This window comes from Kribbella capetownensis, assembly GCF_004331485.1.
Lineage (GTDB): Bacteria > Actinomycetota > Actinomycetes > Propionibacteriales > Kribbellaceae > Kribbella > Kribbella capetownensis.
The window spans coordinates 201865-223300 of record NZ_SJKD01000007.1 but is presented as its reverse complement, the minus strand read 5'-3'; the positions used below and the strand labels follow the sequence as shown (position 1 = coordinate 223300).

General features: G+C 68.4%; 22 protein-coding genes and 1 pseudogene. 9 read left to right on the top strand and 14 right to left on the bottom strand.

Going from position 1 to position 21436, the window contains the following annotated elements:
* Positions 1 to 73: 73 nt before the first annotated feature.
* Positions 74 to 2713 carry a phosphoenolpyruvate carboxylase gene (locus tag E0H75_RS29110; protein WP_131516871.1) on the top strand — a complete coding sequence of 880 codons (2640 nt, stop codon included), beginning with the start codon at positions 74 to 76 and terminating at the stop codon, positions 2711 to 2713.
* Positions 2713 to 3519, top strand: a complete 807-nt coding sequence (locus tag E0H75_RS29105; RefSeq protein WP_131516869.1) for a biotin--[acetyl-CoA-carboxylase] ligase — start codon at positions 2713 to 2715, stop codon at positions 3517 to 3519. Before E0H75_RS29110 ends, E0H75_RS29105 begins: the two co-directional genes overlap by 1 nt.
* Here E0H75_RS29105 and E0H75_RS29100 read toward each other — a convergent pair.
* From E0H75_RS29100 to E0H75_RS29090, 4 genes are read right to left on the bottom strand one after another with little or no spacing between them, the layout of a single operon-like run.
* A complete protein-coding gene (locus tag E0H75_RS29100) occupies positions 3505 to 4050 on the bottom strand; it encodes an MOSC domain-containing protein (RefSeq protein WP_131516868.1) in 546 nt (181 codons plus the stop codon). The two genes, E0H75_RS29105 and E0H75_RS29100, sit on opposite strands and share 15 nt — an antisense overlap.
* The gene (locus tag E0H75_RS29095) at positions 4050 to 4958 is read right to left on the bottom strand and encodes a helix-turn-helix transcriptional regulator (protein ID WP_131516867.1); all 909 of its coding nucleotides are present in this window, start codon (positions 4956 to 4958) and stop codon (positions 4050 to 4052) included. Before E0H75_RS29095 ends, E0H75_RS29100 begins: the two co-directional genes overlap by 1 nt.
* A gap of 52 nt (positions 4959 to 5010) precedes the next feature.
* A complete protein-coding gene (locus tag E0H75_RS45095; RefSeq protein WP_420323307.1) occupies positions 5011 to 5118 on the bottom strand; it encodes an MFS transporter small subunit in 108 nt (35 codons plus the stop codon).
* Complete coding sequence (locus E0H75_RS29090; RefSeq protein ID WP_202873223.1) at positions 5115 to 6509, bottom strand: OFA family MFS transporter; 1395 nt, start codon at positions 6507 to 6509, stop codon at positions 5115 to 5117. Before E0H75_RS29090 ends, E0H75_RS45095 begins: the two co-directional genes overlap by 4 nt.
* A gap of 143 nt (positions 6510 to 6652) precedes the next feature.
* Here E0H75_RS29090 and E0H75_RS29085 point away from each other — a divergent pair, with 143 nt between their 5' ends.
* A complete protein-coding gene (locus E0H75_RS29085; RefSeq protein ID WP_131516865.1) occupies positions 6653 to 7276 on the top strand; it encodes a PH domain-containing protein in 624 nt (207 codons plus the stop codon).
* An 18-nt stretch (positions 7277 to 7294) separates the two neighbouring features.
* On the opposite strand, the gene E0H75_RS29080 is transcribed toward E0H75_RS29085, so the two are convergent.
* Both E0H75_RS29080 and E0H75_RS29075 read right to left on the bottom strand, forming a co-directional pair.
* The gene (locus tag E0H75_RS29080) at positions 7295 to 8506 is read right to left on the bottom strand and encodes a GNAT family N-acetyltransferase (RefSeq protein WP_131516864.1); all 1212 of its coding nucleotides are present in this window, start codon (positions 8504 to 8506) and stop codon (positions 7295 to 7297) included.
* A gap of 54 nt (positions 8507 to 8560) precedes the next feature.
* Complete coding sequence (locus tag E0H75_RS29075) at positions 8561 to 9115, bottom strand: GtrA family protein (RefSeq protein WP_131516863.1); 555 nt, start codon at positions 9113 to 9115, stop codon at positions 8561 to 8563.
* Between the two features lie 142 nt (positions 9116 to 9257).
* Between E0H75_RS29075 and E0H75_RS29070 the strand changes: the two genes are divergently transcribed.
* The 3 genes from E0H75_RS29070 to E0H75_RS29060 all read left to right on the top strand — a co-directional run bounded on the left by E0H75_RS29070 (position 9258) and on the right by E0H75_RS29060 (position 12274).
* Positions 9258 to 10430, top strand: coding sequence for a 5-(carboxyamino)imidazole ribonucleotide synthase (locus E0H75_RS29070; protein ID WP_238163337.1), 1173 nt, complete (start codon positions 9258 to 9260; stop codon positions 10428 to 10430).
* Positions 10431 to 10444: 14 nt separating this feature from the next.
* Positions 10445 to 10978: a 5-(carboxyamino)imidazole ribonucleotide mutase gene (purE, locus tag E0H75_RS29065; RefSeq protein ID WP_131516861.1), complete on the top strand. Its 534-nt coding sequence runs from the start codon at positions 10445 to 10447 to the stop codon at positions 10976 to 10978.
* A 75-nt stretch (positions 10979 to 11053) separates the two neighbouring features.
* Entirely contained in the window at positions 11054 to 12274 is a 1221-nt protein-coding gene (locus E0H75_RS29060) for an MFS transporter (protein WP_131516860.1), read from the top strand.
* Positions 12275 to 12277: 3 nt separating this feature from the next.
* Here the strand turns inward: E0H75_RS29060 and E0H75_RS29055 are convergent, their stop codons facing one another.
* Positions 12278 to 13615 carry a UDP-glucose dehydrogenase family protein gene (locus tag E0H75_RS29055; RefSeq protein WP_202873222.1) on the bottom strand — a complete coding sequence of 446 codons (1338 nt, stop codon included), beginning with the start codon at positions 13613 to 13615 and terminating at the stop codon, positions 12278 to 12280.
* A gap of 123 nt (positions 13616 to 13738) precedes the next feature.
* Here E0H75_RS29055 and E0H75_RS29050 point away from each other — a divergent pair, with 123 nt between their 5' ends.
* Positions 13739 to 14902 carry an acyl-CoA dehydrogenase family protein gene (locus E0H75_RS29050; RefSeq protein ID WP_131516858.1) on the top strand — a complete coding sequence of 388 codons (1164 nt, stop codon included), beginning with the start codon at positions 13739 to 13741 and terminating at the stop codon, positions 14900 to 14902.
* A gap of 426 nt (positions 14903 to 15328) precedes the next feature.
* Here the strand turns inward: E0H75_RS29050 and E0H75_RS45090 are convergent.
* From E0H75_RS45090 to E0H75_RS44315, 3 genes and pseudogenes are all read right to left on the bottom strand, one after another.
* Positions 15329 to 15469: pseudogene (locus tag E0H75_RS45090) on the bottom strand (Fpg/Nei family DNA glycosylase); the annotation flags it as partial.
* Entirely contained in the window at positions 15436 to 15717 is a 282-nt protein-coding gene (locus E0H75_RS45085) for a hypothetical protein (protein WP_420323306.1), read from the bottom strand. The pseudogene E0H75_RS45090 and the gene E0H75_RS45085, both read right to left, overlap by 34 nt.
* The gene (locus E0H75_RS44315; RefSeq protein WP_238163336.1) at positions 15669 to 15863 is read right to left on the bottom strand and encodes a hypothetical protein; all 195 of its coding nucleotides are present in this window, start codon (positions 15861 to 15863) and stop codon (positions 15669 to 15671) included. Before E0H75_RS44315 ends, E0H75_RS45085 begins: the two co-directional genes overlap by 49 nt.
* Positions 15864 to 16620: 757 nt before the next feature.
* On the opposite strand from E0H75_RS44315, the gene E0H75_RS29035 reads away from it, so the two are divergent.
* Entirely contained in the window at positions 16621 to 17385 is a 765-nt protein-coding gene (locus E0H75_RS29035) for a GAF and ANTAR domain-containing protein (RefSeq protein ID WP_165554099.1), read from the top strand.
* A 180-nt stretch (positions 17386 to 17565) separates the two neighbouring features.
* On the opposite strand, the gene E0H75_RS29030 is transcribed toward E0H75_RS29035, so the two are convergent.
* A complete protein-coding gene (locus E0H75_RS29030; protein WP_131516853.1) occupies positions 17566 to 18489 on the bottom strand; it encodes a hypothetical protein in 924 nt (307 codons plus the stop codon).
* The gene (locus E0H75_RS29025; RefSeq protein ID WP_272948936.1) at positions 18486 to 18752 is read right to left on the bottom strand and encodes an SDR family oxidoreductase; all 267 of its coding nucleotides are present in this window, start codon (positions 18750 to 18752) and stop codon (positions 18486 to 18488) included. The genes E0H75_RS29030 and E0H75_RS29025 overlap by 4 nt, the downstream gene beginning before the upstream one ends.
* 302 nt (positions 18753 to 19054) lie before the next feature.
* Here E0H75_RS29025 and E0H75_RS29020 point away from each other — a divergent pair, with 302 nt between their 5' ends.
* A complete protein-coding gene (locus E0H75_RS29020; RefSeq protein ID WP_131516852.1) occupies positions 19055 to 19504 on the top strand; it encodes a hypothetical protein in 450 nt (149 codons plus the stop codon).
* A 344-nt stretch (positions 19505 to 19848) separates the two neighbouring features.
* Here the strand turns inward: E0H75_RS29020 and E0H75_RS29015 are convergent, their stop codons facing one another.
* Together E0H75_RS29015 and E0H75_RS29010 are read right to left on the bottom strand one after the other, a co-directional pair.
* Positions 19849 to 20040: a hypothetical protein gene (locus E0H75_RS29015; protein WP_131516851.1), complete on the bottom strand. Its 192-nt coding sequence runs from the start codon at positions 20038 to 20040 to the stop codon at positions 19849 to 19851.
* Positions 20037 to 21407, bottom strand: coding sequence for a cytochrome P450 (locus E0H75_RS29010; protein WP_131516849.1), 1371 nt, complete (start codon positions 21405 to 21407; stop codon positions 20037 to 20039). Before E0H75_RS29010 ends, E0H75_RS29015 begins: the two co-directional genes overlap by 4 nt.
* Between the last annotated feature and the right edge of the window lie 29 nt (positions 21408 to 21436).

The window sequence follows — 21436 nt, the reverse complement described above, 5'->3', positions numbered from 1 at the left end:
AGTCGGTCACGATCGGCTTCCAGCTGTTGGACTGAGCGGCGCCGACGTGCGCCCGCCGATAGGGTGGGCGAACGTGACCGAGACCGGTAGTCAGGCAACCGCGCGCACCCGTACCCGCGCACGTTTCGAAGTCCCCGAGGAGCTGCGTGCCGACGTACGGCTGCTCGGCGAACTGCTCGGACGTGTTCTCGTCGAGTACGCCGGGCAGCCGCTGCTCGACGACGTGGAGAAGCTGCGCGAACTCACCATCGCCGGCGACGGCGCCGCGGCCGAGCAGCTGGTGGCCTCCTGGCCACACGAGCGGGCCGAGGACGTGGCGCGGGCCTTCACCTGCTACTTCCACCTCACCAACCTGAGCGAGGAGCTGCACCGGGCTCGCGTCCTGCGCGAGCGCGACCGCGCGAGTGACAGGCCGGCGGTGTCCGAGCTGGCCCAGGCAGTGGAGCAGATCTCCCGGGACAGCGGTGAGCAGCAGGCCCGCGCGTTGCTGAACGGGTTGGAGTTCCGCCCGGTGCTGACCGCGCACCCGACCGAGGCCCGCCGCCGCGCCGTACTGGCGACGATCCGGCGCATCTCGTCGTTGCTGGAGGAGCGGAGCGACCCGCGCGCCGGCGACAGCGAACTGGCCGAGAACCGGCGTCGCCTGATCGAGCAGGTCGACATCCTCTGGCGTACGTCGCAACTGCGCACCAGCCGGCCGTCGCCGCTGGACGAGGTGCGGTCCGCGATGGCGGTGTTCGAGGAGACGCTGTTCGATGTCGTGGGCAACGTCTACCGCCGCCTCGACGACGCGCTGGCCGGCGACTCGGCCGGGACCAGACCGCCGGTGGTCGCGCCGTTCGTCCGGCTCGGCTCGTGGATCGGCGGCGACCGCGACGGCAACCCGAACGTCACCGCCGCGATCACCCGCGAGGCGATGCAGATCCAGGCCGACCACGTGCTTCGGGCGCTCGAGCAGGCCACGGACGAGCTCGGCCGGGCCCTGACGCTCGACGCAGCGACCACGCCGCCGTCCGCTCCGGTCCGCCGCATCCTGGAGGACGCGCGGGCGGTCAACCCCGATCTGATCGCGGACATCGAGACGCGCTCACCTGCCGAGCCTCACCGGCAGCTTCTGCTTCTCGCTGCGCGCCGACTGGCCGCGACCCGCGCTCGCGACGCGGACTTCGGCTACCCGCGGGCGTCCGACTTCCAGCACGAGCTCAAGGTGCTGCAGGACTCGCTGGTCACCGCGGGCGCCCCGCGGCAGGCGTACGGCGATCTGCAGCAACTGATCTGGCAGGTGACGTCGTTCGGCTTCCACCTGGCCGAGCTGGAGGTTCGTCAGCACTCGTCGGTCCACACCAAGGCCCTGGAGGAGGTGCTGGGTGGCGGCGAGCTGTCCGACCAGACCGAGGAGGTGCTGGCGACGCTGCGGGTGATCGGTCAGATCCAGCAGCGCTTCGGCCCCGAGGCCTGCCGCCGGTACGTCGTCTCGTTCACCCGGAACGCCGGTGACCTCGCAGCGGTCTACGAGCTTGCGGACGCCGCGATGGACGGTCGCCCGATCGAGCTGGACGTCGTACCGCTGTTCGAGACCGGTGAGGACCTGCAGAACTCGGTGGAGGTGCTGGACAACGCGATCCAGCTGACCCGGGTCCGGCACCGGCTCACCGCCAACGACCGGCGCTTCGAGGTCATGCTCGGGTACTCCGACTCCGCCAAGGACGTCGGACCGGTGTCGGCGACGCTGGCGCTGTACGACGCCCAGGCTCGGATCACCGCATGGGCGCAGCGCAACGCGATCCGGCTGACGCTGTTCCACGGTCGTGGTGGTGCACTCGGCCGTGGCGGCGGTCCGGCCAACCGCGCCGTACTGGCGCAGGCTCCTGGATCGGTGGCCGGCCGGTTCAAGCTCACCGAGCAGGGTGAGGCGATCCCGGCTCGCTACGGCAACGCTCCGATCGCGCAGCGGCACATCGAGCAGGTGACCGCGGCGACGCTGCTCGCGTCCACGCCTGCTGTCGAGGAGCGGGCGGCTGTGGCGGCGGACCGGTTCGCCGTGATGGAGAAGACGCTCGACGAGGCGGCGCGTACGACGTACCACCGGCTGGTGAAGGCGGATGGCTTCGCGGACTGGTTCGGCCGGGTGACTCCGTTGGAGGAGCTCGGTCAGCTGCCTCTCGGCTCGCGTCCGGCCCGTCGCGGCGTGGCGGTGTCGTCGCTGGAGGACCTGCGAGCGATCCCGTGGGTGTTCGCCTGGTCGCAGGCGCGCGTGAACGCCCCGGGTTGGTACGGCCTCGGCTCCGCGCTGTCGGCCGTCGGGGACGTCGCCGTACTGCGGGATGCGAACCAGAACTGGCCGCTGTTCCAGGTGATGCTGGAGAACGCGGAGATGTCGCTGGCGAAGACCGACCGGCGCATCCTCGGCCGCTACCTGGAGCTGGGCGACCGGCCCGACCTGACCCAGCTGATGCTGGACGAGCACGAGCTGACCACGGAGTGGGTGCTACGAGTGCTCGACCAGGACCGTCTGCTGGCGGGACGCCGCGTGCTGGGCCGAGCGGTCGAGCTGCGGAACCCGTACGTCGACGCCCTCAGCTACCTGCAGTTGCGGGCGCTCCGGACGCTGCGGACCGATGACTCGCTCGACGAGGGCCAGATCGTCCGCACCAGGCGGCTGCTGTTGCTGACCGTCTCGGGCGTCGCCGCCGGCCTGCAGAACACCGGCTGATGTTCAGCGACCTGGATCGGCCGCCCCTCGATGCGCGCTTTCTGAGTGGGCGGCTGGTACGACCCGGCTCGTTCTGGACGCAGATCGACGTACTGGCTGAGACGGAGTCGACGAACGCTGTTGTCGCGGCGGCTGCGAGTGCGGGGGCCGCTGAGGGGCTCGTGGTCGCTGCCGAGCACCAGTCGTCCGGTCGCGGGCGGCTGGGGCGCACGTGGACCACTCCGGCCCGGTCCGCGGTGCTGATGTCGGCTCTGCTGCGCCCAACGGGTGTGAGCCCGGCACGCTGGCCTTGGCTGGGTCTGCTGGTGTCGTTGGCCGTGACCGCCGCCGTGCGACGGGTTGGCGAGGTCCCGGCGCTGGTGAAGTGGCCGAACGACGTACTGGTCGAGGACCGGAAGCTTGCGGGCATCCTGCTCGAGCGAGTCGAAGGCCCGGCCGCTGTGGTCGGCATCGGCCTCAACGTGACCCTGCGCGAGGCCGAGAAGCCCCATCCGGCCGCGACATCCCTTGCCCTTGAGGGCGCCGCGACGACCGATCGCGCTACCGTCCTGGCCGCCGTACTGCGTGAGCTGTCCACGCGCTACCAGGCGTGGGTCGCCGCGGACGGCGACCCGGACACGATCCTCCCGGAGTACCACGAGCTCTCCGCCACCCTGGGCCGGTCCGTCCGCGTCGAACTCCCCGACGGCACCCACCTCGAAGGCACCGCCCGCGACCTCGCCGCCGACGGCCGCCTCATCGTCGACACAGCAGACGGCCCGCGCCCACTCGCCGCCGGCGACGTCACCCACCTACGCGCGGGTTGAGACCTCGCCGACCGTTCGGCCACTGCTCGGGCGGTGGACGACGGTGATGCGGTTGCCGGCTCGGACTGTGCCGGTGGAGAGCACTTTGAGGTAGGCGCCGACGCGGCCGGTGGCTACGAAGCTGCGATGGAACTTCGGGATTCCCATCCGGGCGGACAGGTTGCCGCACGGGTCGCGGGGTGACCGGACCTCGACGAGGATGCCGGTCTTCGGGCCGCCGATGCGCCAGCGTTCGCCGATCAGGGCGCCGGTGATGTCGAGGCCGGAGGTGGTGAGGTTCTCGCCGAACAGGCCTGGTGGGATCTCGCGGTCCAGCTCGACGGACCACCAGTCGGCGTCCTCCTCGGCGTACGCGTAGAGGGCCTTGTCCGGGCCGCCGTGGTACCTGGTGTCGCACTGCTCGTCCCCGGCCAGCCCGAGTTCGGTGACTGCGACCGGACCGATGACCGGGCGCTTGTCGATCGCCGTCCAGCGGGTCGGACCGCGGATGAGTTCGTGGACGACGTTGACCGCCAGGAGCCGCGCGGACATCAGCGTGCCTGGGTGATCCAGCGGATCGGGTCGCCGCCGTCGAAGTCGTCGCGGCCGGCGTCGTGCAGGGCACCGGCGACGAGAGTACGGCGGTACGACGCGAACGTGATGACATGGGCGATCATCGCGCCGGCCGTGTAGACCTCGACGTTCTCGCCGGGGCAGACGATCAGTTCGTCCAGGCGGTCCTGCGCACACAGTTCGCCGATCTCGGCTGCGAACGCCGGCCCGACCTCGTCGAGGCGGCGGCGCATGCTCTGCACGCTCTCGCCCTGCTCGACGGAGAAGTCGTACTCCTGCCCGGCCAGCGCCGCGTGCCACATGCCGAGCTGACCGATCAGCCGGGAGAGCAGGGAGCGGAGGGTCGGATCGGCGTCGATGCCCTCGACCGAGATCTCGATCCTGGTGTCCAGTTGCTCGTCGGTCAGCGTCGCGGCCTCGTCGAGCATCCTGCCCAGGAGCCAGACGTGGTGGTCGACGATCGTGCGGAGAAGATCCATGGAGCTCACCTTGTCCCTGGCCGGCACCCGCAGGCCGTTCGGTGGATGGAAATGGATGCCACTGGGCGCGTCGATGCGGATCCGGTCCGGGCGGCCACGCCAGGCCGCCGGCGGGACGCCGTACGCCCGGCCGAAGGCACGCGTGAACGCCTCGTGGGATCCGTACCCGGCCTCGACCGCGACGTCGAGGATGTGCCCCGGCCCGGTCAGCAGCCGGTACGCCGCCCGCTCCAGCAGGATCCGGCGCCGGAACGCCCCCGGCCGCTCGCCCGCCGCAGTCGCCACCACCCGGTCAAGGTGCGACCGCGACAGCCGCACTCGGGCAGCCAGGTCGGAGGCCTTCGCCCCAGGCTCGTCCAGCGCCTCGGCCAGTACGTCGACGAAGGCGGCGAACACGTCAGTGGTCATGCCACCATCGTGCCGCCGCCCGCTCCGTCGTACTTGATCGAAATCGCTGTTTTCAGCTGGTGAAGATCTTGACTGCGGTGATCAGGGTCTCGATCACGCCGTAGCCGAGCAGCACGGCGACCAGCAGCCAGGAGACCACCAGGCGTGGGGTCTGGTTCATCGTGATGCCTCCACGGTCGTCTCGGAGCTTTCGTGGTACTTGTCGGCGACCGCGCGGATCAGCAGGTTGGCGACGAACCCGACGGCCAGGACCCCGACCATCGTGAACAGCGCCGGCCGGTACGCCTCGGCCGTCAGCGTGCCGGGCTTGCCCTCCCGGTCCAGGAAGCCGTTGATGATCAGCGGCCCGGCGATGCCCGCCGCCGACCACGCGGTCAGCAGCCGGCCGTGGATCGCGCCCACCTGATAGGTGCCGAACAGATCCCGCAGGTACGCCGGTACGGTCGCGAAACCACCGCCGTAGAAGGAGATGATGACCGCGGCCAGCAGGACGAAGATCACCGTGCTGTTCGGCCCGACGGTGGCCAGCAGGAAGTAGGCGATGATGCCGACGCCCAGATACATCATGTAGATGGGCTTGCGGCCGATCACGTCCGACGTGGTCGACCAGCCGAACCGGCCGGCCATGTTGAAGATCGACAGCAGCCCGACGAAGCCGGCCGCCGCGGCGACCGCGACGCTCGACTTGCCGTCGTCACCGCGGAAGAAGTCCTGGATCATCGGGCTGGCCTGCTCGAGGATGCCGATGCCCGCGGTGACGTTGCAGAACAGGACCACCCAGAGCAGCCAGAACTGCGGGGTCTTGATCGCGTTCGCGGCGGACACGTTCGCGGTGGTCACCATCGTCTTCTGCTTGACCGTCGCCGGGTCGAAGCCGTCGGGGACCCAGCCCTCGGCCGGCACCCGGATGGTGAAGACGCCGAACATCATGATCGCGAAGTAGACGATGCCGAGGGTGAGGAACAGCCCGACCAGCGCGCCGCCACCGGCGACCGACGTACTGACGTCCGGGTCGTAGCCCGAGTCGTACAGGCTCAGCAACTGACGCGACAGCGGGCTCGCGACCAGCGCGCCGCCGCCGAAGCCCATGATCGCCAGGCCGGTCGCCAATCCCGGGCGGTCCGGGAACCACTTGATCAGCGTGGACACCGGCGAGATGTACCCGATCCCGAGTCCGATGCCGCCGATGAAGCCGTACCCGAGGTAGACCAGCCAGAGTTGCCCGGTGCCGATGCCGAGGGCGCCGACCAGGAACCCAGCGGCCCAGAAGCAGGCGGCGACGAACATCGCCTTGCGTGGGCCATTGCGCTCCACCCAGGTGCCGCCGACGGCCGCGGACAGGCCCAGCATCACGATCGCGATGCTGAACACCACGCCGACCGCGGTCTGGCTGGTGTCGAAGTGCTTGACCATCGACGTCTTGTACACGCTGGTCGCGTACGCCTGGCCGATACACAGGTGGACCGCCAGTGCAGCCGGCGGGATCAGCCAGCGGCTGTATCCCGGTGGTGCGACGGTGTGCTCCCGATCGAGTACCGACAAGATGCCCATCACGGCTCCTTCTCTCGGCCCCCCAGTTGTTACCCCTCGCGCATCTTGGCTGACTGTATGCATTTTGTGAAGTGTTAAACCACTTCCACACCCGATCGTGTCGGCGCGGGACAACCGAACCCGGGAACTGTGACACTGGGAGCATGGCGATCTCGGCGAAGTTGTTGGGTGAGGACGAGTACGTCGTCGTCAGCACCCGGACGCACTGGAAGGCGCTGATCTTCCCGGTGTTCCTGCTGCTGGTGGTGGCGGGTGCGGGCGGGTTCCTGGCCGCGATCGTGCCGTCGGGGTCGCTGCAGACGCCGGGGCGGATCGCGATCCTCGCGGTCGGCGTGGTGATCCTGGTGGCGTTCGCGCTGAAGCCCTTCCTGAACTGGTTCTTCTCGACGTACACGGTGACGAACCGGCGGCTGATCACCCGGCACGGCATCCTGACCCGGACCGGCCGGGACATCCCGCTGATGCGGATCAACGACGTCTCGTACGAGCACGGTCTGGTCGACCGGATCCTCGGCTGCGGCACGCTGCACATCGAGTCCGCCGGCGAGCGCGGTCAGGTGGTGCTGCCGGACGTACCGCACGTCGAGCACGTCCATCTGCAGATGTCCGACCTGCTCTTCGGCGGGCCGGAGGGCCGACCCGGCGACGGCATCCTGTCCGACGAGGATCCGCCCGAGCACATGCGCCGCCGGCCGCAGCAGGAGGACCAGCGGTCGAAGTCCGACGACGGCGAGACGCTGTTCAGCTCCGACGACGGCGACCGCTAGACCTGCCCTTGGCGCTGTTCAGAAGATCTCGAGGCTGACCGGGAGAACTGGCCAGGCGAACGCGGCGGTCGCGGAGTCGATCGCGCCCGGGGTCTGCTCGGTGACTCGGCCGGTCGCGGCGAATTCGGCGAGCGGACGACCGCCGAGGTACGTCGCGCCGAGCTCGGTCACCGACAGACTCAGGTCGGCAGCGTCCTCGGTCCGCTCGCACAGCACCTTCGGGCCGTCAGCGGTCAGCCGGAAGCGTCCGGCGTTCGCCGGCATCAGCTCGTCGGTCACATCGAGCACGAGGTCCACCGGTACGGCGTACCGGCGCTGCCCGAGGGCACGGACGACGTCCGTCACCCTCACCCACAGCGATTCGTTCACCCGCCGGTTCAGCGCGGTCGGTGTGACGACGAGTTGCTGCAGTGGCTCGTCCATGGCGGCGTACCCGTACCCGAGCGTGGCGGCCAGATCGAGCGTCAGCACGTAATGCCACAGCGCCTTGTACGCCGCTGGGGTGAGCGAGACGAGCTCCTCCAGCATCACCTGGTTGGCCGGACCGGCGTGGCTCCACTCGAGCTTGCCGCGCCACAGCGCGTACCCGTCGACGGTGCCGGTCTCGTCGCGGTGGACCACGATCTGCCGGGCCGTCCGGCCGTCGCGGTCGTCCTTCTTGTCCTGGAGGTGCCCCTCCCAGCGGAGCTCCGACCGGCCGGACACACCGGGTCGCCGCTCCTGCAGGCTCCGCAGGATCGGCGCCAGTTCCTTGATGGCATCGTCCGCGGTCAGCTCGGTGATCTCGCCGGGACGGATCCGGACGTCCGGCGGCCCGACCCGGCGCAGGTCGATCTCGTACGACGTACCCCAGGCGGCAGCGCCGTACCCGAACCGTCCGTAGATGCCAGGCTCGCTGGCCCACAGCACCGCGATCGCTTCCGGCACCTCACGCAGTTGGCGAACGATCAACTCTGCCATCACGCCCCGGCGCCGATGAATCGGTCGCACCCCGACCCCGGTGACGTGTGCGGCCGGCACCACTGCACCCGGCACGGACAGGTCACGGGTCAGCGCTCTCGTGGTGCCGATGATGGCCGCCCCGTCCGTCGCGACCAGCGCGCGCTCCGGCTCGAACAGCCGCCGGCTCACATCGTCCGGCGACGGATCAAACATCATCGCCCCGCCGAACACGCCCTGTACGTCGTCGTACTCCCCGGCCACAGCCGCCCGCACGTCAAAGTCGGTCACGTCCGCATCCTCACACGAGCGACCGGCGGAACCAACGGCCTTTCGTGCGCGAGATCAGCGGACGGCTGGTAGGTCGCCGGTGGTTTCTGGGTCGAGCTCGGCGGGGGAGTCCGGGGTGTGGTCGGCCTCGTCGAGTTCGAGCTCCTCGCGGAAGACGAACTTGCGGTACGACCAGAAGCGGAAGAGCGTGCCGAGTCCGAGGCCGACGAAGTTCGCGGCGATGTTGTCGGACAGCCAGCTGTGCATGTCGAGCACGTAGCGGGAGAAGGCCAGGCAGCCGGCCGCGATCAGCAGGCCGATCCCGTTCAGCACGAAGAACAGCACGTACTCGCGGTGCAGCCCGCTGCGCTCGCGGTGCTTCCAGGTCCAGTACCGGTTCCCGAAGTACGTCGCGACGGTCGCCATCGTGGTCGAGATCAGCTTCGCGGTCAGCGGCTTGTGGTGCAGCATGCCCTCGCCGGAGTCGGCGAGAACCAGCGGGTTGTTGAAGACCAGCCAGTTGTAGATCGGCAGATCGACGACCAGACCGAGCAGACCGACAAGACCGAACTTGGCCACTTCGTGGACCAGGTGCTCGACCTGGCCGTAGAGCTTGGTGACGAGCTTCAAGGTCTCCGGAACCTTCTGTGATCACACCGCGACGGGAGGGCAGCTTCCCACGGTACCCGGCGAACGGTCCGGTTCCGAAATCGCCCGCGTGCCGCGGTAGCCGCCTGCGTGCAGCTGTTGTATGGACATTAGGCTCCAACCTGTGAAGTTCGATCGGAAGGACCTCCCGGCCGGAACACCAGTGGTCGGCATGGTCGGCGGTGGACAGTTGGCCCGGATGACGCAGGAGACGGCGGTCGCGCTCGGCATCCAGCTCCGGGTGCTGGCCGAGGGCCCGACGGTGTCGGCGGCCCAGGCGGTCGCGGACGCACCCGTCGGCGACTACAAGCACCCCGAGACGGTACGCCGGTTCGCCGCGGAGTGTGACGTGGTCACGTTCGACCACGAGCACGTGCCGACGGATCTGCTGCACACGCTCGAGGCCGACGGGGTCGATGTCCACCCCGGTCCGGACGCTCTCGTGCACGCCCAGGACAAGGCGGTCATGCGCCGGCGGCTGGACACTTTCGACGCGCCGTCGCCGGCTCACCAGGTGGTGGAGACGCCGGCCGACGTCGCCGATTTCGCCAAGCGGGTCGGCGGATTCCCGATCATCCTCAAGACCACCCGCGGCGGCTACGACGGCAAGGGCGTCTGGTTCGTGGACGGCCCGGACGACGAGGCGGTCGCGGCCGCGTTCGGCAGCGGCGTACCGATCCTGGCCGAGGAGAAGGTGGACTTCGTCCGCGAACTGTCGGCGATCGTCGCCCGTTCGCCGCATGGCCAGGCGGTCGCCTACCCGATCGTCGAGTCGGTGCAGAAGAACGGCATCTGTGTCGAAGTCACCGCGCCCGCTCCCGGTCTCGCGCCGGACAAGGCCGCGCAGGCGCAGCAGACCGCGCTGAAGATCGCCGGCGAGCTCGGCGTGGTCGGGATCCTCGCGGTCGAGATGTTCGAGGCCCGCGACGGCCGCCTGCTGGTCAACGAGTTGGCGATGCGCCCGCACAACACCGGCCACTGGTCGATCGACGGCGCGGTCACCTCCCAGTTCGAGAACCACCTGCGCGCGGTGCTGGACCTGCCACTCGGGTCGCCCGCCGCACGAGCGCGGTACACCGTGATGGTCAACGTGCTCGGCGGCGACGTCGAGGACATGCACCGAGGGCTACTGCATTGCCTGGCCCGCGACCCCGGGCTGAAGGTCCACTTCTACGGGAAGTCGGTGAAGCCCGGACGCAAGGTCGGCCACGTCACGGCGTACGGCGACGACCTCGAGGAGACCCGGGGGCGCGCCCGGCACGCGGCGGCGTACCTGACCGGAACCATCGACGAGTAAGGGATTGCGGCACCATGAACGAGCGGAGCGAGTCCATCATCAGGCGCAGCGTGGGAATCGTGATGGGGTCGGACTCGGACTGGCCGACGATGAAGGCCGCCGCCGAGGTCTGCGCGGAATTCGACGTGCCCTTTGAGGCAGACGTCGTGTCGGCGCACCGGATGCCGGCCGAGATGATCGACTACGGACGGTCAGCGCACGAGCGCGGCCTGAAGGTGCTGATCGCCGGCGCCGGCGGGGCCGCGCATCTGCCCGGCATGCTCGCGTCGGTGACTCCGCTGCCGGTGATCGGCGTACCGGTGCCGCTCAAGTACCTGGACGGGATGGACTCGCTGCTGTCGATCGTGCAGATGCCGGCCGGAGTCCCGGTGGCGACCGTGTCGATCGGGAACGCCCGGAACGCGGGCCTGCTGGCGGTCCGGATCCTGGCCGCGTCCGACGAGAAGTTGCGGGACCGGATGATCGCCTTCCAGGAGTCCCTGGCCGACCTGGCCCGGGCCAAGGGCGCTACGGTGCGTGACGGGGCGACAGAGCTCCGTAAATCCTGACGATGTAATTGTTTTCCACAGGTCGGGCAGGGTAGATCGTGAGATCCTAACCCATGTCGTCTAAGGTCGTCGATCGTGACTCCGCCCGCTGAACCGGATACGCAGCGCATCCCGGTCCGTTACTGGATCTGGCTGTTCGGAGCTGCCGTGTCCCTCCTCGGCGACCTGACGATGACGTTCGCCATCGGATGGTCGGCCAGCCAACACGGTGGCCGTATCGCCGGACTTGTCCTACTCCTGGCCGCCGCGCCGCGGGCCGCCCTGCTGCTGGTCGGCGGTGCGGTCGGCGACCGGTTCGGCGCCCCGCGCGTGCTGCTGGCCAGTTGTGCCGCGATGTTCCTGCTGACGGTGGCGCTGGTGCCGGCCACTCTGGCCGTCGGCGAGCCGATCTGGCTGCTGCTCGGGCTGGCGCTGATCGTCGGCGTGATCGACGCGTTCTTCCTGCCGTCGTCGCGCTCGATGCCCCGGCTGCTCGTCCCGCCGGAGCAGGTGCCGCGCGCGCTGGCCAGCTTCCAGGTCACCGGCGTGGTCTTCGCCGTGACCGGTACGGCGGTCGGCGGTGTCCTGGTCCGCTGGTCCGGGCTCACCGCGGCGGCGGGGTTCGACGCCATCACCTTCGGCGTGATGATCGGCGTACTGCTGCTGCTCCGGAACACGATCAGCCCACCCCGGCGGATGCAGACCGGCATGTTCCGGTCAATCGTGGACGGGATCAAGGTCGCCTTCGGCCGGCCGCTGACCCGTGCACTGCTGATCACGATGACGGTCGCGGCCGGTCTGCTGATGCCGCTGGACGCGTTGCTCTTCCCGCTGCTGGCCCGGTCGCACGACTGGGACGCCGCGACCGCGGGCCTGCTGGTGGCGAGCCGGAGTCTCGGAGTGGGGGTGATCGCGTTGCGCATCCTGTTGCGCGGCGCGTTTCCCCGGCCGGGCATCTTCGCCGCACTCGGACTGCTGGTGGCGGCCGCGGGTCTGCTCGGCCTCTCGTTCCTCGATCCGTTGCCGCTGGCCTTCGCTGCCGGCGTATTGAGCGGGATCGGCGTCGGCACGTTCACCGGCCACGTGCTGCCGCTGCTGATGAACTCGGTCGAGCGGGACTACCAGTCCCGCCTGCAGTCCGTCGTGGTGCTCTGCCAGAGCCTCGCGCTCGTGGTGATGAACCCGGTGCTCGGCAGCCTCGCCGACCTGGACTCGGTGGGCATCAACGGTGTCTGCCTCGGCATCTCCATCGCCGCGGCCATCACCGGTCTCGTCGTACTGACCCGCCCCGTCCTCCGCGCCGCCACCGTCACCTAGCGGCTACGGCTTGCCCGGCGCGCGGTAGATCCAGCCCGCGGCGCGCCACTTTGCCGCGTCGAGGAGGAGGCGGGCGTCGATGATCGCCGGCGCGGTGACGACTCCCCGCAAGGCGGCCGGGTCGAGCTCACGGAACTCGGGCCACTCCGTCAGGTGCAGTACGGCGTGAGCGCCCTCGCACGCCTCGGTGGCGGAGGCGGCGTACCGCAGGGTCGGACGGACCTTGCGGGCGTTCTCCATCGCCTCCGGGTCGTAGACCGTGACGTTCGCGCCGTGCAGTTGGATCCGCCCGGCCACATCGAGGGCCGGCGAGTCGCGTACGTCGTCAGTCCCGGCCTTGAACGCGGCGCCGAGGACGGTGACGTTCCGGCCGACCCACTCGCCGCCGAGCAGCTCGTGGGTGACGTCGACGATCCGGGCCCGGCGGTGCTGGTTGATGTCGTCGACCTCACGCAGGAACGTGATCACTTCTTCGACGCCGAGCTCGCCGGCGCGGTGCATGAACGCGCGCAGGTCCTTCGGCAGGCAGCCGCCGCCGTACCCGGGGCCGGCGTTCAGCATGCCGCGGCCGATCCGCTTGTCGTGGCCGAGCGCGTCGGCGAGCTGGGTGACGTCGGCACCGGTCGCGTCGGCCAGCTCGGCGAGCGCGTTGATGAACGAGATCTTCGTGGCCAGGAAGGCGTTCGCGCCGCCCTTCACCAGCTCGGCGGTCGGCAGGTTGCAGACCACGACCGGCGTACCCTCGCCGATCGGGGTGGCGAAAACCTCGCGCAGGCGGGCTTCCGCGGTCGCGGACTGGACGCCGAACACCAGCCGGTCCGGGTGCAGCGTGTCGTCGACGCCGTGCGCCTCCCGGAGGAACTCGGGCTGCCAGGCGATCTCGACCGCCGTACCGGCCGGGGACTCGGCGTGGAAGCGTTGCTCGACCAGCTTCGACGTACCGACCGGGACGGTCGAGCGCCCGACCACCAGGGTCGGCCGGGTGAGCAACGGCGCCAGCATGTCGACGACCGAGTTCACCTGCGCCAGGTCGGCCGCCTCGCTGCCCTCGAGTTGCGGCGTACCGACGCAGATGAAGTGGACGTCGGCCCAGTCCGCGATCAGCTGGTAGTCCTTGGTGAACCGCAGCCGGCCGGACTCGGTGTGCTTCTTCAGCAGCGGGTCCAGCCCTGGTTCGTACAGCGGCGCCTTGCCGTCGTTCAGCAGCTTCAGCCGGTGTTCGTCGATCTCGACCCCGATCACGTCGAAACCGAACTCGGCCATCCCGGCGGCGGTGTTCGCGCCGAGGTAGTTGGTGCCGATCACGGCGATCCGCAGGGGGCGGGAGGTCGCTTCACTCATGCCGGGGACTCTACCCATCGTGGTTATCGCGCGATGACGGGCTCATGTCCAGCCCGTGCGCTGTTGGTCACTTTCCCGTACGACGCCCTCCCGGAGCGGGTTGTTCGTCGTACTGTGTGACTCGTGAGTAACTCATTCGACCTGTACGCGCTGTCCGAGGAGCACGAGGCGATCCGGGCCGCGGTCCGCGACGTCTGCGACGCCAAGGTCGCCCCGCACGCGGGTGACGTGGACGAGCTGGCCGAGTTCCCGAAGGCGTCGTACGACGCGCTGAAGGCGTCGGACTTCCACGCGCCGCACATCCCGGAGGAGTACGGCGGCGCCGGGGCGGACGCGCTCGCGACGGTGATCGTGATCGAGGAGGTCGCCCGGGCCTGCGCCTCGACCTCACTGATCCCGGCGGTGAACAAGCTCGGCTCGCTGCCGCTGCTGCTGTCCGCGTCGGACCAGGTCAAGCAGCGCTACCTGCCGCCGGTGGCCGCGGGCGACGCGATGTTCTCGTACTGCCTGTCCGAGCCCGAGGCCGGATCGGACGCCGTCTCGATGAAGACCCGTGCGGTGCTCGACGGTGACTCGTATGTACTGAACGGCGTGAAGCGGTGGATCACGAACGCCGGGGTCAGCGACTACTACACCGTGTTCGCGGTGACCGATGCGGACGCGCGGTCCCGCGGGATCTCGGCGTTTGTCGTCGAGAAGTCCGACGACGGTGTGTCGTTCGGTGCGCCGGAGAAGAAGCTCGGCATCAAGGGGTCGCCGACGCGTGAGGTGTACCTCGACAACGTCCGGATCCCCGCCGACCGGATGATCGGCGAGCCGGGGACCGGGTTCGCCACCGCGATGGCGACGCTGGACCACACCCGGGTGACGATCGCCGCGCAGGCGCTCGGGATTGCGCAGGGCGCGCTGGACTACGCGCTCGGATACGTCAAGGAGCGCAAGCAGTTCGGCAAGGCGATCGCGGAGTTCCAGGGCCTGCAGTTCATGCTCGCCGACATGGGCATGAAGATCGAGGCGGCCCGCCAGCTCACGTACTCTGCGGCCGGCCGCTCCGAGCGCAACGCCGCCGACCTCACCTACTTCGGTGCCGCCGCCAAGTGCTTCGCCTCCGACGTAGCCATGGCCGTCACCACCGACGCCGTCCAACTCCTCGGCGGCTACGGCTACACCCACGACTACCCGGTCGAACGCATGATGCGCGACGCGAAGATCACCCAGATCTACGAAGGCACCAACCAGGTCCAGCGCATCGTCATGGCCCGCCAGTTGCTCAAGGGCCTCAGCTAACTCTGTTTCCGCTGCTCAGAAGCATTTCAGGTCATCCAATCGGACTTGAGCGACTCGGTCGGCGAGGGCTCAAGAAGCGCTGAGTCGCTCCTGCTCCGTGACTGCTCCGTCCGGCACGCACTTGGATTCGCTGCAGCAGCAGGTCGAGGCGTTCCGGGACGCCGATCCGTACTCGGTCACGCCTGAACCGACGGACAAGCCTGGGTGACTTGCACACCGCATCCGGTTCTTGAAGCCTGTTCCGGTCGAGATCAGCGTCACGATCGGTGACGGGCTGCACAACCAAGGCTCGGCACTCGAGAATCTGGCTTTCGAGTCTCTTGCGCGGTGGCACGCGGCCTTGCTCGATGGACTTCCGTAGGACGGTGCGCATCCTGGCGTGGAGGCGGGCGAAGTCCTGGCCGTGCAGATCGGTGCATGATCGGCGCCGGTGAATGTAGCGCGCCACAGGATCTCGTCGGCCAGGAGATTGCCGAGGCCGGCGATCACCGACTGGTCCACGAGTGCGGGTTTGATCTGCCGGCGCAGTCCGCTCAACCGGCTCCTGAGCTCCGTGGCTGACAGGTCTGCAGCATCCGGGCCGAGTTGGTCGAGTTCGCGCTGTAGGGCGTTCTCATCGCGAGCGAAGCCGCGTCCGTGGAGCTTGCGCATGTCGCGGTAGCGCAGTTCACCATCGCCGAAACCGAAACCGAAACCGAAACCGAAACCGAAACCGAAACGATCCGGTCGTGGCGGTGCGGACTGGTTGCCCAGTGCAATGACCCGGTCATGCCGAAGTGCAGCAGTACGGCGGCGCCGCCGCGCGAGCCCACCACCGGAACGAACAGTTGCTTGCCGTGCCGCCATGGCCGCCCGAACTCGCGTCTCGCAGCACGCCACGTAGCCGCCGGACACTGATGCCGTTGAGTACGCCGGCATCGAGCACATCGACGTACTGGACGCGGTGGTGGTCTTCGCTCACGCTCCTTCGACGTCCCCTTGTCCTCGAGCGCCTCGTACTACTTCTCGTTCTTGACGTTCGCCGACTTTCCGGACATTTGACCTCCTCGGCAGTGCAGCTCGTCAGGCCGGGGCTCGGAGGATCTGATCCCGCCAGCACCCAGACTCAATCGGTCGACCTCAACGATGACTATCCCTGATCGGCTTCGTCTCCCAAGCCATGATGACGCCGAGGCCTGATCGGCGGCACGGCTCGAACTCGCGTTGCTCTCCGTGTTCCGGCCATCATCGCCGCGGTGCTGACGTACGGCCTGGTTGCGGATCCGGCACAGATTCGAGACCAGATCGGAGAACTGACGGTAGCGATGGAGTAGTCGGGTCGCATGCTGCTGTGCGAGCAGTTCACTACACACACGTGATCACCGCGCGGCCTCAGTTCGCTGGCCGGCTGATCAGGCGTAGGCGGGTCAGTTTGCGCGTCATGATCGTCTGACAGGTGTCGGCGTGGCATGCGGCGGTCAATGCGCCCAGCGGCATCACAACCGCCGCGGCGGTTGGGCGGTCCACGGTGCTGCCTGTTTCAACACCGGGGACCTCAAACGACACCAACTCTCGAGCGCCGATGTCGCCTTGAGTTGGTGGTGCCCCAAAATCGTCGCCGCATGCCGTCAGTGCCGCAAGTGCGTTGCCCTCCAGGTGCCGTCGTGCGCGTCAGGGCTCTGCGGATGAGTGCCATGGCTGGAGAAGCTGCTCGGATGCTGGCTCGCCAGCATGGAAAGATGCGTGGCGCGAGCGGCGGAATGCTTCTGGTGAAGCTCATCTGCAGGTTATCGGCGCGCATCCGGACCAGAATGCGGGGTACCGGCCACGCCGTGAACAACGACCGGCTTCTGGATCTGGCTCAGCGAATGGCGCGGACGCTGACGCCCGGGGACCTCGATCACACGCTGAGTCGCATCACTGTGGCTGCGGTCGAAACGTTGCCCGACACCGACTACGCCAGCATCACGATCCTCCATGGCGACGGCCAACTGGAGACGATTGCTCCGACCGACGACTTACTGTGGGGCATCGATGCCGCGCAGTACGAGCTGCGTGAGGGCCCTTGCTACCACGCAGCGGCAGATACTGTTCACATCGCGGCTCCCGATCTGGCCCGGGACCAGCGCTTCCCGCGGTACGCGGCGAGCGCGGTGGCCGCGGGTATCGGCGCCCAGGCGGGGATCCGGCTGTTCGATGCTCCGAAGTCACGTGGGGCCTTGAATCTGTACGCTCACGAGCCCGGTGCTTTCAGTGACCTGGGTGCGATTGGTCAGCTGTTCCGGCACCAGGCAGCCATGGCGATCGACTACGCCCGGGAGATTCATAATCTGCAGGAAGCCGTCCGGACCCGAGGCACGATCGGTACTGCGGTCGGCATAGTGATGGAGCGTTACAAGCTGCGCGACGATCGCGCCTTCGCGTTTCTGACCCGGCTGTCCCAGGACGGCAACGTGAAGTTGCGATTGGTGGCCGAACGCCTGATCGCGAGCACGCGTGGATGATGGAGTGACTCGGACCCGGCGTCCCTCGCCAGGCTGGAGTAGGGCCGCGCTGGTACGGGACCTTGACTGGCAAGGACTTAGGGGGCACCGGTTGCCGCCGCTGACCATCTTCTTGCGCTGATTGGGATGCGTAAAGATGTGCGTTGCCGGCCCACGAGAACGCTTCGTGTCTTTCGGCTCTCACCTACCGCAGAGCTTGCAGGGTTTCCGGGTGCGTTGGGCATAGCCGTAGGTGGCGACTGCGAGTCCGAGGCCCCAGAGGAGGTATGCGGGCACCGCTACCCAGAAGAAGCTGGTCGGTAGGCCGATCTCTGCATAGACCGGTTTGCCTTGGAGAGCGGCTGCGGTCATCTGAATCAAGCCGACCCCGAAGTACGCGCTGATACCCGTGCCGAGTCCGATGCCGGGCAGTAGCAGCATCCATCGCGGGAACACACGGCCGGGGCGGTAGACCAGCAGCAGCGGCAGCGCGAGACCAGCGAGTAAGAAGCCTGCCTCGAAGAGGATCATCTGCAGGCCGGGTGCGTAGGACACGGCGTCGAAGCCGATGGCCGCCTGCGCTGCCAGTCGCGTTGCACAACCGGCGATGGCAATCCAGGCAGCGGCGATCGCCCACTTCGGTGTGGATGTTGCCGTGCGGCGACGGTTGCTGCATCCCAGGCAAGATCCGTCGAGTTGCCGCTGCCGCGACAGCGCCGTACCGGCAAGGAGTACGGCGCCGGTCAGGCCGCCGAGACGGCTGAGCATGCCAGCCAGGTCGAAGGGGATACCCAGTCCGGGCAAGACCCCGGCGACGACGTCCAGGAGCGCCAAGGCGCAGGCGGCTGTCCATCCGACGGCGATGGCGTACGTCAGCACCATGAGCGCGCGGGTCCGTGCCGGCGTCAGGACCAGGAGCGCGCTGACCACACAAGCAATGACCGAGACCCAGCCCGGGACCAGCAAGTCTGCGGTAGGCAGCTTCCACGTTGGTTCGTGGCCTAGGGCGAACCACAGCCGCACGCATCCGTAGCCTGCGGCCCAAACGACGGCCAGCCACGGGACCCACGTCATCCAGCGTGGAGCGCCTCGGTCGAGTTCCGATGTGGGCAGGACGGCAGTCATGCTGTCAGCATCGCTGTCGTTGCCGGCCGCTGGATCACCCGTGCGAGTGAACGGCATCCATCTGCGGATTGAGGCCCGGAGGCGAGGAACACGTAGAGTGGCGCGAGCTCGGCGGGCTGTCCGGCACGCCCGAGCGGGGTGTCGGCACCGAAGTCGCCGACCTTCTCGGCCGGCATCGTGGCTGGGATGAGCGGGGTCCAGATGGGGCCTGGAGCAACGGAATTCACCCGGATGCCTCCGGTGAGAGGTTCGTCAAGACTCATATCTCAGCTCGATCGGATCGGGTTGAGCCAACGATGGTGTTCGCGTACCGTTCAATGCACCGCTGGCAAGAGGTCCGGCAGTTGGCTTCGCGTGGCCAGCGGTTCCCTGGTTGGAGCTCCTGATGGGCACCACGCCTTGTCGTCTCGAGCATCTGCGTCGCGAGGGCCGCTTGGTCGCACGATTCGCTCACCAGTTGACCGTCGCCTCTGGTGTGGCGGTCGGATCGCACTGGAATCCCGTTCGCGGCAACCCTGCCAGACGGTGGCAGATCGTGTGGTGGAACGGTCCCAGCATTGCGCTGATGCGTGACCTCGCAGCAGACCTGCGCGGCAGCGTGGTCGGAATTGCCGTCCAAGATCTGCGGTGGAGCCGGGTGATCACTCCTGAGGCCTTCGCGTTGGCGCTGATCGTCAATACCCGGGCCGGCGGCTCGCCGTTGGGTGCGCACGCTACCTGTGGGCAGTTGATGGCCGCTATCGAAGAGGTCGATCATCCCCAGCGCGGTACGTCGCGTGACCTGGAGCTCGCCCGCAGGCTCGCCCGGCTGGGTGATCACCTCGAGCACGGCATGCTGCGATTCCTCGAGTCGTACGGTTTGGCAGGCCTTGGCGAAGGGGACCTGACACCGTACGGCAACCTGGCCGTGCTGTGTGATCTGCAGAACGACGACACCCGCTCTCGGGACCGCCCTCAGTCGTCCCCCCGTACCACCACGAAGCGACCTGATCTCGACGACTCCACAACGGCATAGCCGAAACCGGAGGTGGCCGACGTTGTGGGAGTTAGTCGTCGGGTACCAGTGGGCGCTGACCGGCGAATGTGAAGGAGACAGGGCGCGTTGACCTATCATCCGGCCACCCCAGCGGATGGACGCGACGAGTTGGAGTATGCGCCCCTCGCGTCCTGATCCGGCCTCGGAGACGGGCAATCTGGAGCCGTATGGCGATCTCTTCCAGATCGTCTACCTCTCTGCGAGACCTAAGGCCACGTGCTGGACTCGGGCACCGCACAGGTCCTGACGGATCTCGCGAATCGATGCTGCGACGACTGGCGGCGCGAGCACGCGGGGATCTGGGAGTTGCCCGAAGAGCCTCTTCACCTTGTCGAAGACGAGGTGTCGCGTGGGAGTTGTTCGTCGGGGTCTTCGTCTGGTTGTGGGTCGGGGTACGGCGTGGTGTCGTGGTCCGGGTCGGTTCGGCCGGGGAACGAGCGGTCGGGGTCGGTGGGGTCGGGCAGGGGTGGCACCGGCGGTACGGGCGGTACGGGCGGTACGGGGGTGGTGCTCATGGTGAATCTCCTTCCGCAGTGCAGTTTTGACGCCAGAAGCCGAGGCGGATGGTGGCGTGGTTGAGAGTGGTAGGCATTCGGCCGGCTAGCTTCGCGCGTGTGGTTGGGTCGAGGTCGAGGTTGTAGCGCATGGAAACGTGGCTCACCGCGGCGCTGGTGGTGAGGAGTACGACGTTGCGACCGGGGCACTCTGCCGGACCGGCGCTGAACGGAATGATCGGCCATGAGGCGTCGGATCGGCCGTCGAGCCAGATCATGGGCTCGAACCTGTGGGCGAAGTCGAGCGCCTGCTCGTCTCGGTGAAAGACCGAGCTGACGATGGCGAACTCTGTGCCGGCGGGTGCGATGCGACCGCGCCACTCGGTGTCGGCGTCCGACTCCCGCAGTACGACGAGGGTTGTCGGCCAGAGCCGGAGTGACTCCTGGACCGCTGCGCCGGCCTCGGCGAGCAGGGGTGAGGCCTCGGGATGATTGCCTTCCGCGACGATCTGTTCCAGGGCGGCGGGGCGGGTGGCGAGCACGGCAAACAGTCGCCAGAGTGCGATCCCCGCGGCGTCGAAGGCGAAGAGCCAGTGTGGGACCTGACCGGCCGGATCGAGATCGCCGAGCCGCAGGTTCGCGTCCGCACTGTCAACGCCGCCGTGGTCTGCGCCGAGGTCATGGACGATCTCGACGAGACTTCCCTGCTCGGCCTCGTCGACGTAGCTCCCGAGCGCGGCCAGGAAGTGGTGCCTGAGCTCGTCGCGGCGACGGTGGAACCCGGCCCAGTTGGCGTCCGCGCGGAGCTGATCGAGCTGGGCGGAAACCTCGGTGTCGTCGCGCGCGGAGTCGCCGAGAACAATGCGCCGCGCAATGCGTGACCAGATGGCGCGGAAGTCATCCCAGCTCAAGGTCGCCGTCATCGTGTCGAGCTCCTCGCGGACCACCTCGAGCATCCGGTGGCCGTGGCGGTGCACCGGCTGATGGGTGTCGAGCACCTGCTCATTGAGCTCCCGTCGAGGCGCGCGCAGCGGAGGATCGCTGACGAGCACCGAGTGCGGCTGGAAGTGCCGGAGCGCGCCGGCTTTATCCGTTGTCGCGGCCGTGAACGGTTCGGGCGTCTCGGCGAGCAGTCGGCAGACGTCGTCCGGTGCGAGAACCAGCGCGATCGTGCGACCCGGGAATCGGAACAGCACCGGGCCTTCGCCGTACTTACGTCGGAGGTGCCGAACGCGGCGGAGAGCTCGATCGTCGGCATGCAACTGCTCCGCGAGAGTGCCGAGCCGTGGTCGTCGGAGGATTGCGCCCTGGGCGACAAGCGGCAGGAAGACATCCTGCAGCGCGAGTCCGGTGTCCAGCGGCGAGGCAACAGGCAGCGCGGTCGGCATAGCGCTCCAGTGTCCGCAACACCCGCGTA